We start from the raw sequence: 14,243 nt of genomic DNA on the forward strand, positions 1-14,243 counted from the left end.
AACTTAACAAAAATAAAGCTTCGTTATTTCTTTAACATCTGATTAATTTTTTCACAAATTTACCACTTCAATTTGCGACCCAATATACACCAATGCCTTTTTTAACACTTTGTATCCCAAATCTTCAATCGCGTCTTGATATTCCTGAATTTGCTGTTGATATTTTGCGTTAACAGCTCCAGTTTTATAATCCAGCAGAAAAGCTTCTTTATTTTCTAAAAAAACAACTCTGTCTGGCTTTAAAATTCTTCCTTGTTTTTGAACAATGGTCTGTTCGTTTAAAACTGTATGACTTCCATTAAAACAGACTGCCAATTCAGGATGATTTACAATTTCACTTAACGTATTCAAAACCTGATCGACCTGATCATAAGTTACCAAGCCATTTTCCAGTGCTTTTGTTACCGCCAAATCAATATCTGACTTATCTTTTACAAAAGCCAAAATTTCATGCACAACATTCCCATAAGAAATTGCTTCCTGCTGGTGCGTTCCCCACATTAAAGCTTCTCGCTGGGCAATTTTTATGTTTTTCGGATTTAAAACTTCTTTTACTATCGGAATTGATTTTACCAAATCGACAGTTTTCGAGGCTTTCGAAAGCCTCATTTTATCACCGAATTCATAATTTAATTTTGCTTCATCATAAACCCCTTCATGAATTAAAAATTTAATAAAAAAAGAAGCCATATTATTTGGATATTCCCCGTCTTTTCTTGCTTCAAGCGATTGTGAAATCACATACAACTGCTCTTCTGCACGAGTCAGCGCCACATAAAGCACATTGATATTATCCAGCAGTTCTTCTTGTTTTTTCAAATTAAAAACTGCCGACGCACTTTCTCCAAAACTTTCCACGACACTGCTGTTATCTACAAGTGCTTTCGGAACTCCTAAATCAACTTCGTCTGTATCCAACCATAATTTATCTTTTGGTTTACGATTGTAATCTTCGTCTGCAAAAGGCATAATTACAACTGGAAACTCCAATCCTTTCGATTTATGAATGGTCATAATACGAACTGCATTATTTCCCTCTGGAGATGGAATACTATATTTTTCTCCATTTTTATCCCAGAAAACTAAAAAATCTGCTACACCTGACTGATTTCTAATATCGCGTTCCAACACAATATCTAGAAAAAACTGGACATAAGCATTCCCTTCTGACGGAAGAATAAATTTAGAAATTATAATTTCCACTGCTTCGTAAAGGGATTTCTTTCGAACATCTTTAAAAGAAAACGAAACATCAAAAGTTAAAAGCCAGTCTTCAAATTCTTTTTCTATTTTATGATTCATTCCCATCGCAATGAAATCATGAACCGGCATTGCCAAATCTTTTGTTGAAGCTAAAAAGTGAAGGAAATTTGCTTTTGACTCTAAATCAGCACTGTTGCTCAAATAACGAAGTAAATGAATAATCAACCGAACTTCTGAAGCATTTTGAACCATCAAAGTTTCGGAAGATAAAAGCGGCACTCCCTGTTCGGTTAAATAATTGGCAACTGCAATTCCTTGACCTCTTTTACGAGTTAAAATCACAATATCTTTATATTCGAATCCTTGCTTTACAACTTCATGAATGGTATTTAAAGTAGCAAGAACATACAAATCCGATTTTTCCACAACTTCTTCTTCATCAGCAGCTTCATTTTTTTCTGCAATTGGAAGAAAGGAAATATTGACATAACCGCCTTTTTTCGAGTTTGTATTTTGAAAACTATGATTTTCATACAAATCTTTATAATCTTCATTCGAAAACTCAGCTGAAATGAGCTTAAAAAAAGCATTATTAAATTCAATCACTTCGCTATAACTGCGATAATTGGTATTTAAATGCTTAATCTCTTTATCCGGATTATTGAACGGATTTACCTCTTTGCTCAATTCAATAAATTGTTCTGCTTTTCCTCCACGCCATCTATAAATAGATTGTTTAGGATCGCCAACAATCATCAAAGTGCCTTTATTTCCAAAATCATCTAAACCCGAAAGAGAATTATCTATTAATGGAATTAAATTCTGCCACTGCATTTCGGAAGTATCCTGAAATTCATCAATAAAAAAATGACGATAACGCTCTCCCAAACGTTCATAAATAAAAGGTGCCGGCTGATTCTGAATTTCACGATGAATGATCGCATTAAATTCAGAAATGGACAAAATATTTTGTTCCGACTGGATTTTCGACAATTCATTGCTAACCGTATTCAGCAAAGAAAGCGGTGTGATATTCTTCAAGAAAGCCTTATAAAAATCTCTTTTTTCAAAGTTTTGATAAACCTCTTTTAAAACCTGAAGCAATTCGGGAATAATATTCTCTATTAACGCCCTGTCTTTTGCAGTTTTATTAATGGCAATATCTTCAAATTCATGAAATGTTTTATTTTTCGGATTGAATTTCCCGTCGCGAATACTTTCTAAATGGTTTGGAAAAGTTCCTCTGGAAAATGATTTTGGATCAATTCCGTTTTTATCAATTAATTCAATTGCTTTAACAGCCAATCCTGCATTTGTTTCTTCTAGCCCCTTGCAGAGTTCTTGCATCTTTTTTTTAATCTCTACAAACTCTCCGATCGTTTTATCCTGAAAATGCAGAATTTCGTTTCGGTTATTTTCATTTAAAACCAATCTTCCAGTATCGAGAATTTCACGCGAAATATCCCAGCTTTTATCATCATCGGTTTTTTCCATTGTAAAATCGATGAGCAGTTTGGTCAGCGTTTCATCCTCTCCTGCCTGCGCAATAATGGCATCAACCGCTTCAACCAACAAATTCTCTGTATCCAAAGTAACTTCAAAAGTCATTGGAAGATTTAGATCATGTGCAAAAGCGCGAATAACCTTATGCGTGAATTTATCAATGGTAGAAATATCAAAAGCCGCATAATTATGAATTAAGTGCTTTATGATCTGCTGTGATTTGGTTTTAATTTTAATAACCGAAAGTCCTGTTTCGCGAGACAAGTCTTCCATCAAATCAACTGATTTTGGAGACGGATCGTCTTTGGCGAATTCAGACAGATTACCAACGATACGGCTTTTCATTTCATGAACGGCCTTATTGGTAAATGTGATGGCAAGGATATTTCTATAAGCATCGTTCTTTGGTGAAGAAAGAATAATCTTCAAATATTCCTTTACCAATGTATACGTCTTTCCTGATCCCGCAGAAGCATCATAAATAGAAAAAGACGGACTTTGCATAATTTGATTTTTTTGTATCGTAAAAATAACACAATAAAATTAAATCCCAATAATGAAAAATTCCAAATTCTAACATCTGTTTGCTGCGAATGCCTCAAATATTAGAATTTGGAATTTTGAAAATTTTAGATTTTTTAAATTTATGCGTGTTTTGGAAATGCTTTTTTATTGAAGACCAAAAGTATACCTACTCCGGTAGATATTGCCATATCGGCAACATTAAAAATAGCATTAAAAAAAGCAAAGTGCTTTCCTCCGAAAATAGGAAGCCACGTTGGAAGATTACCTTCCCAAATAGGAAAATAAAACATATCTACAACCAAACCATGAAACCAAGTTCCGTATGGAGCTGGAGAAAAGATTGTAGCCAAATTATGCGTACTGTCGTCAAAAATAACTCCGTAGAAAACAGAATCGATAATATTTCCTGCTGCACCAGCAAAGATTAAAGCAATAGCAACTATTAAATAAGTAGATTGACGTTTCTTCACCACATCAGAAAGCCACCAACCGATTCCGAAAACCGCAAAAATTCTAAAAACAGTTAAAATCAGTTTTCCATATTCTCCTGGGATTTTTGTCCCCCAAGCCATACCTTCATTTTCGATAAAATGAATTCTAAACCAATCAAAAATCATGACTTCTTCTCCAAGAACGAAATTTGTCTTGACATAAATTTTAGAAAGCTGATCTATAATTAAAACTAGGAAAATAAGTAAATACGCTTTTCGTAATGACATTTTATTATTTTTTTGATGGGCAAAAATAGCAATTAAATCAAAAAAAACGCTCCCAATGGAGCGTTAATTCTTTTCTGATAAGTAAACTAAGCTTATCTGCTAATCTAAACCCAATAAAGCTTACTTGTTCACAGGAGCTTTTGCTGCCGTTTTTGCTGGACTGTCGGAGAAAAAATCTGAGATAGATTTGAATATCCCTTTACTTTCTTTTCCGGCAGCAAGCTTCTTTGCTTCACCTTTTTTAACATCAGCTTTAAATTTGATGCGCAGTTTTTCAAAATCCTTCATTCTACGCTCTACGTCAGAGTTTACTTCTTTGAATTTCAATACTTTAGCCATAATGTAAGTTTTTTACAGTAAATAATTTAAATTATTAACGATTTGGTACTACAATGATACATAATTTAATTTATATTTGTTAAATAAAATTAACACTTGTTTAGGATGATTCAAGATTAATTTAAAACCAAATACCAAAAACAAACCGAATTTAACATTCCTCCCTAAATCCTACAAATCATGAATGAAATCACAACTACACTGAATGACTTTCTTGTCAGCACAAAATCAACGGCAGCATTAATCCTAAATGGAAAAGGAAAATTAATCACTTCCTTAAACCTTGACTACGGGGACAGTATCGCCGCCATGAGCGCCGCAATCTTATCAATGAGCGAAAAATTCTTAATTGATTTAGAAAAAGGCTCTTTAAAACAATTGTACCTCAAAAGTGCCGAAGGCGTTATTGTTGGAAACAAAATAAGCGGTTCTAATTTTATCGTAGCCTTTTCAAAAGAAGGCAGCAACTTAGCATTATTGATGCGTTCAACAGAAGAAGTATCTGCTGAATTAAGCAAAAATTCCCTACTGAAATAACATACATCTATTAACAAACAAACCCACATCACTATGAGTAATGACTTTTTAAACGTGTTTTTAAATGAAATGAAAACTAACGTAAACGGCTTTATTGCTGTCGCTGTAACAGAGATTGAGTCTGGATTAAGCTTTGGAAATTTAACAGTCGATCCAGGTTTTGACCCAGAACTTGCCGCAGCTTATAACCTCGAAGTTGTAAAAGCAAAACTAAATGCCGTAAAAGCACTAGGTCTAAACCAGGATATTGAAGATATTTTGATTACACTTTCGAATCAAATTCACATTATCGATATCTCTCCAAATAAAAAATTCATGATCTACTTAGCTGCAGATGCATCAAAAGCTAATTTAGGTATGACGAGAGCTATTTTAAGAAAACACAAAGCTGATGTTGAAAAAAATCTAGCTTAATAACTTTACTTTTCTTTACTGTTGAACTGTCTCTAACCAAGACAGTTCTTTTTTTGCACAGTCTCAGACCAATATCTTTTTCATTCTTACAAAAAGATATGGTTATTTTAGAACACAAAATTCACAAACATAAACATTTTCTTTCAAACCAAAAACACTTCAAACTAAGACAAATCACTAAAACATTAAACAAAAAAAACGCCCCTAAAAGGAGCGTTTAATTGGAGTTTATTTTTATTATCTCTGCAAGTTTTTAGCTTCGATACTCATTGTTGCATGAGGAACGATTTTAAGCCTTTCTTTGCTAATTAATTTACCTGTTACTTTGCAAATACCGTATGTTTTGTTTTCAACACGGAAAAGTGCGTTTTTTAGATCACGAATGAACTTCTCTTGTCTGATAGCCAACTGAGAGTTTGCTTCTTTAGACATTGTTTCACTTCCTTCTTCAAAAGCTTTAAAAGTTGGAGAAGTATCGTCAGTTCCGTTATTCAAATCATTCATATAGGCACTTTTGATCAAGTCAAGATCTTCTTGTGCTTTTTTAATTTTTGCTTGGATTATTTCTTTGAACTCCGCTAAGTCAGCGTCTGAGTACCTTGTAATTTCATCTATCATGGTATTATACTTTATTTTGAAATTAATATCATTGTTCTAATATCATCAAACTCAATTTCTGTGCCGTTTTCTAAAGCGTCAACAAAAACTAAGTCGTCTGTTAATGTTTCAGACTTAATATACTCTTCGTTTTTCAAAATGGCATCTTCTAAAATACCATCTCTTTTTATTTGTACCTTAATTTTATCAGTAACCTCAAATCCCGAATCTTTACGGATATTCTGAATTCTGTTTACTAACTCTCTTGCGATACCTTCATTTTTTAATTCTTCAGATATTGTGATGTCTAACGCAACTGTGATTCCGTTTGAATTTGCAACTAACCACCCTTCGATATCCTGTGATGTTATCTCGACGTCTTCTAGTGATAAAGTTACATTATTTCCAGAAATAACAATATCCAGCATTCCCTGCTTGTCCAGCTGATTGATCTGTTCTGCAGAAAAACCTTGTATCTCCTTAGAAATCAAGCCCATGTCTTTCCCAAAACGAGGCCCAAGAGCTTTAAAATTAGGCTTAATCTGCTTTACTAAAATACCAGAAGCATCGTCTAAAAGTTCGATTTCTTTCACGTTTACTTCGGCTTTTACTAAGTCAGAAATAGCTTCGATTTCAGCACGCTGATTCTCGTCAAGCACCGGAATCATTACCTTTTGCAGAGGTTGACGAACTTTTATCATCTCTTTTTTACGCAGTGATAAAACCAAAGATGAGATTGTTTGCGCCTTCTGCATTTTGCTTTCCAACGTTTTATTAACAAAGTTTTCGACAAATTTCGGGAATTCAGCCAAGTGAACACTAGCAAAATCCTCGGTTCCCGTAGATGTTGTCAAATCTCTGTACAATTTATCCATAAAAAACGGAGCAACCGGAGCGCTTAATTTACTGATTGTAAGCAAACATGTATAAAGCGTTTGGTAAGCTGCAATTTTATCTTTTGCATATTCACCCTTCCAGAAACGACGACGACATAAACGAACGTACCAGTTACTTAAGTTTTCCTGAACGAAATCAGAAATAGCTCTAGTCGCTTTAGTTGGCTCATAATCTTCGTAACATTCATCAACGAATTTGATTAACGAATGCAATTCAGAAATAATCCATTGATCGATTTCTGGTCTTTCGTTTAACGGGATTTCAGCTTCAGCATATTTAAATCCGTCGATGTTTGCATATAACGAGAAGAATGAATAGGTATTGTAAAGTGTTCCGAAGAATTTACGTTTCACCTCAGCAATTCCTTCAAGGTCAAACTTCAGGTTATCCCACGGATTTGCATTCATAATCATATACCAGCGTGTAGCATCAGGGCCGTTTTCTGCAATGGTTTTAAATGGGTCTATCGTATTTCCTTTACTCTTAGACATTTTAATTCCATTTTTATCCAAAACAAGACCATTTGAAACTACGTTTTTGTACGCTACTTTATCAAAAACTAAAGTTCCGATTGCGTGTAAGGTATAAAACCATCCACGTGTCTGATCCACTCCTTCAGCAATAAAATTAGCAGGAAAATCTTTGTTTCCATCAATTTTATCCTGGTTCTCAAAAGGATAGTGCCATTGTGCATAAGGCATTGCTCCAGAATCGAACCAAACGTCGATTAGATCACTTTCGCGCTTCATTGGTTTCCCGGAAGCAGAAACTAAAGTGATAGCATCAACAACATTTTTGTGTAAGTCAATTAAATCATAATTTGACTCAGCCATGTTTCCTATTTCAAAACCTTTAAACGGATTTTCTTTTTGGAAACCTGCTTCGATCGACTTTTCGATTGCATTGTACAATTCTTCAACAGAACCAATAATAACTTCTTCAGTTTTATCTTCTGTTCTCCAAATTGGCAAAGGAATTCCCCAATATCTAGAACGAGATAAGTTCCAATCGTTGGCATTTTTAAGCCAATTTCCAAAACGTCCTTCACCAGTAGATTTAGGTTTCCAATTGATAGTTTCGTTCAGGTCGAACATTCTATCTTTTACATCGGTTACTTTGATGAACCATGAATCTAGAGGATAGTATAATAACGGCTCGTCTGTTCTCCAGCTGTGTGGATAACTGTGCACGTATTTTTCAACTTTAAATGCTTTGTTTTCTTCTTTAAGACGAATTGCAATTTCAACATCTACAGATTTCTCCGGAGCTTGTCCTGCATCGTAATATTCGTTTTTAACGTATTTACCTGCTAAATCACCTAAATGTGAAGTAAATTTCCCTTGTAAATCTACCAAAGGAACTGCGGTTCCGTTTTCGTCCAAAACCAACATTGGCGGCACTTCTGGCTTTGCTTCTTTAGCTACTTTAGCATCATCAGCACCAAAAGTCGGCGCTGTATGCACGATTCCTGTTCCATCTTCTGTTGTAACGAAATCTCCTGAAATTACTCTAAATGCATTTTCAGCATTTTGATATGGCAATACGTAAGGCAACAATTGCTCGTAACGGATTTCAACTAAATCCGCTCCTTTTGTTTCAGTTAAGATTTTGTATGGTAATTTTTTATCGCCGTTTTTCACATTGTCAAAATCAGCATCATCTTCGCTTAAGAAATATCCTTTTCCGAATTGTTTTCCAACTAAGTTTTTAGCCAAAATCACATTGATTGGCTCAAAAGTATATTGATTGAAAGTTTTAACTAAAACATAATCGATTTTTGGACCAACTGTCAAAGCTGTATTTGATGGCAATGTCCAAGGAGTTGTCGTCCAAGCTAAAATGTGAATATCTCCAAAACCTTGCAAGAATGAAGGCAAAGTTTCTGGAAGCGTTTTAAACTGCGCTACAATTGTAGTATCAGTTACATCACGGTAAGCTCCAGGCTGATTTACTTCGTGAGAAGATAATCCTGTTCCTGCTTTTGGAGAATATGGCTGAATTGTGTATCCTTTGTACAACAAACCTTTATCATAGATTTGTTTCAAAAGCCACCAAACCGATTCCATATATTTTGGCTTATAAGTCACATACGGATCTTCCATATCTACCCAATAACCCATTTTTTCGGTCAAATCATTCCATACATCAGTATAACGCATAACGGTTTTTTTACACGCTTCGTTATATTCTTCGATTGAAATGGTCTTTCCAATATCTTCTTTTGTAATTCCTAATTCTTTTTCGGTACCTAATTCTACAGGTAAACCGTGAGTATCCCATCCAGCTTTTCTTTTTACCTGAAAACCTTTCTGAGTTTTATATCTGCAAAAAATATCTTTAATCGCACGCGCCATTACGTGGTGAATTCCTGGTAATCCGTTTGCTGAAGGTGGTCCTTCAAAAAATACGAAAGGTTCAGCACCTTCGCGAGTGGTTACACTCTTTTCAAATATATTTTCTTTCTTCCAAAAATCAAGAACTTCAGACGCCACAGTTGGTAAGTCAAGTCCTTTGTATTCAGTAAATTTTGTACTCATTTTATCCTTTTCTTAAACGAGGTGCGAAAGTAAGAAATTTTGAACTATTGACCACCAATTTCTTTAAATTTCACAAACTTTTGTTGAGATATTAGATACAAAAACAGAAGAATTGGTTACTTTCTGACATTATTCTCATTTTTTTTGAGATAATGAATCAAAAAATAACCAATTCTAAAAATAGCTTATCACTAAACTTTATTCTTATTTAAATCCTCCGAAATAAACTTCTTTCATAAAAATTCGATTTCCAAAAACAGGATTTATGTCCACTTTTTCACGGATTTCCTGATACAAAGTTTCCCCATTGAAATCTTCAATTTCGTAGTTAATTTTATGCGGAATTTTTCCTGAATTTAATGTTGCAACTGGACGATAATCACCAAACAATTTTCTTTCAAAAAAACTTTTATTACCGTTGTCGAACTCTGTTTTTTCGGTAGAAACAATATTAAAGTTTTCTTTATCAATAAAAACATGATAATCAGTCTTAGGAATTGTTCTGTTTCCTGAACTTAATGTTTTTTCAAAATAATTCAAATGATAACACAATCTGCCTTCATACATTTCATCATTTAAAATCTCAAAATTATTCCATAAATCGAGTCTTAAATCGGTAAGAAAGTTTACTAAATCAACATTCTTTGACAAATTCCCATAATCATAAGCTGTTAATTTTGCCCATTTGGCATTTATACCCGTTTCACGATCGTCATGGCTCCACGCTTCTGCTCCGTTTACGATTTCATAATAGGCTTCAGGCATTTTTTTCTTAAGAAGATAATGCGATGTTGTTGCCCATTTTTCTTCTGTTTGAGGAATATTTGTTCCTTCAATCGAAATTTTAGAAAACAAATGTGCTTTTTCTACTTTTTTCAGAGCTTGGCTTCCACCTAGATTTTCGACCACTTTTGCCAAAATATTAGCATTTGATTGATAAGGAATAGAATCCAATAAATTAAATCTTTGCGTTTTAATCTTTTCTAGATAGGCTTCGCGATTCGCTTTTTCGATTTCCCATTCTGCATCCTGCTGTTGGATCTTTTCAAAAAAAGCTAATCTCTTTTCTTCTTTTTCTTCAGCTATCTTAAGTCCCAATTTTTGAAGATCAGCAAAACGTGTGGTATGGCTTCTTATTTTTTTATCGACAAAAAAGCCATTATTTACTTTTTTAACTATCGAAGATCCTCTAGAATCCTGCTTATCATTCTCAATAAGCAAATTAGCATACAGCAACGCTTTTTCTTTATTTTCAAGCAAATAATAAGTTTCTGCTAAATTGTTTGTAACTATGAAACGAATATTTTCGTTTGCAGGTGAAGGCGGATATTTTACCAATAGACTTTCTAAATATTGTAAATGTGGCAGTAGTGTTTTTTCATCCAACCCTTTTTCAAGTGTTACTTTTTGCATCTGAGCCGTAATTTCATTCTCAAATGCCAGAAATTGATTGTACTCAGGATGTGTTTTTGACGTTACAAATTCAAACTTTATTTTTTCTTCGCCTATGGTGTACCTTAATTTAAAATTAAGGTAGTTTTGTATTGCTTGTACAGAACTGTAAATCACCGTATCTAATCCCAATTCTGCAACGGTGTAATTACCATCTTTTTCTGCTTCGGCAATTTTTTTATTATTCATCTCAACTGCAGCCTTCAGATTATCTTTTTGGCTACCCACAGCAATTAAATAGGATTCTACTGTATTAAAATCTTTGGTTAATAGAAGCTTATCTGCACACTTCGCTTCCATTTTTATTTTCACACTATAATTAGAAAATGCCTGAAATTTCCATCCATTTTTCTTTTTATCAAAGATACTATCGATTTTAGTGGCTTTATATTGCGGTAGTTCGATGGTTAAATAAATTCTCAGTTTTCCGTTTGCAGGATCTTTTATAAAACCTTCGATATTAAAATAGTTTTTCTTCAATATCGGCTCCTCTTGTATTAACTGCTTATCCATTTGATAAAAAGTGGTCTGCGTTAATGCATTATCAAGAACAGGAAATTCTGAATAGTTTATTACAGGTATATAAAATTTCTTTTTTTTGGAACTTATTTTTTCTTGTGCCTGAATTGAACCAATTACAAGCAAAGCTATTAGTAGTAATGTTTTTTTCATAGGCAAAAAAAAAGCCATCAGAATCAGATCCTGATGGCCATGGATTTTTTTATTTTTCTTTCTTGTTAAAGATTTGAATTGATTTATCAGAAACATAAAAAATATTCTGAGTTGCTGGGTCAATTTCGTAAAGAGGCTGATTATTACCGAAGATAATTTTATCAACTTCAGTACCGCTAGCTTTACTTACCTTAACTAAAACTTTTTCTCCTGTATCTGCTTTAGCAAAAATATATGAGTAATCTCTGTTTTGTTTCATTGCATTAAAACGAGAATTAAACTTCGTAGCAACAATTCCTAAAGCTGCAGATCCAGCGGCATAAGTTTTTGCCTGATCCTTATTTGTCTGATCTCCTTTTGCAACTGCAGTTCTCATGTTACCATCAGAATCGCGGTATGTCATAGTTAAATCAGCACCTTTAACTGAACTTACTGCAGAACCAACACCTAAACCAATACTTCCTGCAATTGCAGCACTTTTAAGTAAACGTCTTCCTGTTTCACCTGGCTGGCTATATGTCAAATGATATTTAACAGTTCCATCCATATTAACTCCCATTACCTCAACTGGTCCTGAAAGCACAACACCCCAAGGAAACAATTCGATACTGTTTAATTCTTTCTCTTTTTTGATATTAACTTTTGCAAATGGCTCTGGTTTATCGCTGATGCTTGGATCGAATTTGTACAATTTCTCATCGTTGTAAACTAAATAAGAGTTTGTAGTCTCGTCATAAGTTGGCAATACTGGACGGTTTTTGTCAAAATTGATGTTACGCTTCCAAAGTTTAACTCCAGTTTTGTAATCCACCATATTACCATAAGTCCCTGTTAGATACATTACTTTTTCTCCTACTTTACCTAAATAATAAATTGGATCTTCTTTGTCATCAGAAATTTCAATGAACTTCTTCCAAAGTTTTTCTCCATCTTTATTAATTAACATCATTTCATTTTCAGCTACATATAAGAAATCTTGATCGATTGGAATAACTCTTTTCAATCCGTCTCCACGAGCGTCTTTTTTCCAGATTTTCTCGCCTGAGTTTAAGTCATAAAAATTAAATCCGCTGAAATGCGCCACTAATAATTTTGTTCCCCAGTCTTCAAGATAAACTACTCTTTTTGTTTTGATAGATTCTTTCCAGATACTTTTTCCAGTTTCTGTGTTTAATACATTTAAATATTGTTTAGAAGAAAAAGTTCCCGCATTATTTACAACTACAATATTTTTGTTGTTTTGAGTCAGATAGAATTTTGAATAATCCTCTTCACCTTTCCAGTTTAATTTTCCTGTGTTTCTATCAAAAGAATATAGTTTTCCGTACAGTAGATAATAGATTACTGATCCGTGAACTGTTGCAGTATTGGTGTTAGCAGATTCTTTGAAAGAAAAGCTGAATAAAGATTTTGCTTTATCTACAGTAGTATTCCATTTTAACTCACCTGTTTTCATATCCAACAAAGCAATCGCCATATCTCCATCTTTTTTTAAAGTAAGCAGATATTCGTCTGTTTCAGGAATAAAGTCTGATTGTGTAACCCAAAAAGACTCTTTTGATGAATTGTAAACCACTTTACCAGAATCTGTATTAATGATAATGTATTTACTGTTGATATAAGCCTCAACATAAGGGCTTCCAGGAACGGTTGTTAAAGCGCTTTTTTCTTTAAAAACTTTTCCAAAATCAGGATCACTTAAAATGTCACCTGCAGATGTAGTTCCAAAATCTTCTTTTGTTAAAGTCCAGATTACTTTTTTTGTTTCAGGATCAAGACCTTTAATAGTTCCGCCCTCTTTAAAGACAACAACTCCAGTAATTCCATTCTGAACCAAATCTTGGACAGTGTTTTCTGTTGTAACTATTTCATCATATTTTCTTTGGGCAATTGATGAAACCGTTACCGACAGAAGCAAAATAATCGAAAACGTAATTTTCTTCATGGTAGATTTTTTTTAATTATTGGCAATATTTATTTATGAGAATGTACTTTCCTACTAAAAAACGGGATTTTTTTTTAGTACAAAATTACTGAGCAAATATATAAAAATAGAAATGCGATTATGAAAAAATTTCTTTCAAAATATCGAGCGACTTAGGCTTCTTAAAACCCTCTAAATGAGAAGAATAATAGTCGATTAGAATTTTCAAGAGTATTTGTCTTTCAATAACATGAAAGATTTTTTGGTCATTATCAAATTTTAGATCAATAAGTCTTTTAAACAAATTGGTTTCATGTTCAGAAAGTGCCGTAGAATTGTGGAAAACCGTAAAAACTCCCTCATTCATTTCAAAAAATGGCAATTCTATTTCTGCAAGATCTGGATAAAAGCCCAAATATTTAGTGATTTCTAAAAGTAGAATTAGATGAAAATTATAAATTTCATCATGATGATCCAGCCAGGTGAGTGCAGTTTCTAAAAACAAAAAAAGCTGTTCATTTTTTTCTTCTTCCTGAATAGAATAATGCAGCATTTCTGAAAGAAACATCACCATCGTACTTTTGACAATATCGGTATGAATACTCTGAAATGGAACAGCAGTCTTTATTTCCTTAAAATTTTCAAGTGTTCCTTTATTTTTATGAACAGCCTCAATTTCTAAAATTGAAAATGGCTGGAAATAAGCAATTTTCTGACTTGCCTTTCGACTCGAAAAAGCATCACGCACAAAGTATGATTTCAGTCCGCTCGAAAGCGTAAAGCACTTTACAATCAGGCTTTTTTCCTGAAATTTTAAAGAGGAGATTACTATGGCTTTGGTTTTGACTTGCACGAAATAATTTTAGATTGAAGATTTTAGATTCTAGATTGATGAAATCAAAATCTAACTAAAAACTGAGACTG

10 protein-coding genes are annotated in these 14,243 nt (G+C 33.5%); 2 read left to right on the forward strand and 8 right to left on the reverse strand.

Features of this window, described 5'->3' with window-relative positions:
- Positions 1–51: 51 nt before the first annotated feature.
- The 3 genes from GSY47_RS22820 to GSY47_RS22830 all read right to left on the reverse strand — a co-directional run bounded on the left by GSY47_RS22820 (position 52) and on the right by GSY47_RS22830 (position 4,289).
- Positions 52–3,210: a UvrD-helicase domain-containing protein gene (locus GSY47_RS22820; RefSeq protein ID WP_179004244.1), complete on the reverse strand. Its 3,159-nt coding sequence runs from the start codon at positions 3,208–3,210 to the stop codon at positions 52–54.
- A gap of 140 nt (positions 3,211–3,350) precedes the next feature.
- The gene (locus GSY47_RS22825; RefSeq protein WP_179004242.1) at positions 3,351–3,950 is read right to left on the reverse strand and encodes a lipoprotein signal peptidase; all 600 of its coding nucleotides are present in this window, start codon (positions 3,948–3,950) and stop codon (positions 3,351–3,353) included.
- A 120-nt stretch (positions 3,951–4,070) separates the two neighbouring features.
- A complete protein-coding gene (locus GSY47_RS22830; RefSeq protein WP_179004240.1) occupies positions 4,071–4,289 on the reverse strand; it encodes a hypothetical protein in 219 nt (72 codons plus the stop codon).
- 180 nt (positions 4,290–4,469) lie between these two features.
- On the opposite strand from GSY47_RS22830, the gene GSY47_RS22835 reads away from it, so the two are divergent.
- A complete protein-coding gene (locus GSY47_RS22835; protein ID WP_091494460.1) occupies positions 4,470–4,826 on the forward strand; it encodes a roadblock/LC7 domain-containing protein in 357 nt (118 codons plus the stop codon).
- A 33-nt stretch (positions 4,827–4,859) separates the two neighbouring features.
- Positions 4,860–5,240, forward strand: a complete 381-nt coding sequence (locus GSY47_RS22840) for a hypothetical protein (protein WP_091494458.1) — start codon at positions 4,860–4,862, stop codon at positions 5,238–5,240.
- A 237-nt stretch (positions 5,241–5,477) separates the two neighbouring features.
- On the opposite strand, the gene GSY47_RS22845 is transcribed toward GSY47_RS22840, so the two are convergent.
- From GSY47_RS22845 to recO, 5 genes are all read right to left on the reverse strand, one after another.
- The gene (locus tag GSY47_RS22845; protein ID WP_012022792.1) at positions 5,478–5,858 is read right to left on the reverse strand and encodes a TraR/DksA family transcriptional regulator; all 381 of its coding nucleotides are present in this window, start codon (positions 5,856–5,858) and stop codon (positions 5,478–5,480) included.
- An 11-nt stretch (positions 5,859–5,869) separates the two neighbouring features.
- A complete protein-coding gene (ileS, locus tag GSY47_RS22850; protein WP_179004238.1) occupies positions 5,870–9,271 on the reverse strand; it encodes an isoleucine--tRNA ligase in 3,402 nt (1,133 codons plus the stop codon).
- Between the two features lie 204 nt (positions 9,272–9,475).
- Entirely contained in the window at positions 9,476–11,395 is a 1,920-nt protein-coding gene (locus GSY47_RS22855; protein ID WP_219071544.1) for a hypothetical protein, read from the reverse strand.
- A 49-nt stretch (positions 11,396–11,444) separates the two neighbouring features.
- A complete protein-coding gene (locus GSY47_RS22860; protein WP_179004234.1) occupies positions 11,445–13,340 on the reverse strand; it encodes an outer membrane protein assembly factor BamB family protein in 1,896 nt (631 codons plus the stop codon).
- Between the two features lie 118 nt (positions 13,341–13,458).
- On the reverse strand, positions 13,459–14,172 hold the full coding sequence (gene recO / locus GSY47_RS22865) for a DNA repair protein RecO (RefSeq protein WP_179004232.1): 714 nt from the start codon (positions 14,170–14,172) through the stop codon (positions 13,459–13,461).
- Positions 14,173–14,243: the final 71 nt, after the last annotated feature.

It is taken from the genome of Flavobacterium quisquiliarum, from assembly GCF_019308285.1.
GTDB classification, from domain to species: domain Bacteria; phylum Bacteroidota; class Bacteroidia; order Flavobacteriales; family Flavobacteriaceae; genus Flavobacterium; species Flavobacterium quisquiliarum.

Excerpts from the sequence above, each read along its gene's own strand:
- GSY47_RS22820 (WP_179004244.1), bottom strand. The coding sequence starts at position 3,210 with ATGCAAAGTCCGTCTTTTTCTATTTATGATGCTTCTGCGGGATCAGGA.
- GSY47_RS22825 (WP_179004242.1), bottom strand. The coding sequence starts at position 3,950 with ATGTCATTACGAAAAGCGTATTTACTTATTTTCCTAGTTTTAATTATA.
- GSY47_RS22830 (WP_179004240.1), bottom strand. The coding sequence starts at position 4,289 with ATGGCTAAAGTATTGAAATTCAAAGAAGTAAACTCTGACGTAGAGCGT.
- GSY47_RS22835 (WP_091494460.1), top strand. The coding sequence starts at position 4,470 with ATGAATGAAATCACAACTACACTGAATGACTTTCTTGTCAGCACAAAA.
- GSY47_RS22840 (WP_091494458.1), top strand. The coding sequence starts at position 4,860 with ATGAGTAATGACTTTTTAAACGTGTTTTTAAATGAAATGAAAACTAAC.
- GSY47_RS22845 (WP_012022792.1), bottom strand. The coding sequence starts at position 5,858 with ATGATAGATGAAATTACAAGGTACTCAGACGCTGACTTAGCGGAGTTC.
- ileS (WP_179004238.1), bottom strand. The coding sequence starts at position 9,271 with ATGAGTACAAAATTTACTGAATACAAAGGACTTGACTTACCAACTGTG.
- GSY47_RS22855 (WP_219071544.1), bottom strand. The coding sequence starts at position 11,395 with ATGAAAAAAACATTACTACTAATAGCTTTGCTTGTAATTGGTTCAATT.
- GSY47_RS22860 (WP_179004234.1), bottom strand. The coding sequence starts at position 13,340 with ATGAAGAAAATTACGTTTTCGATTATTTTGCTTCTGTCGGTAACGGTT.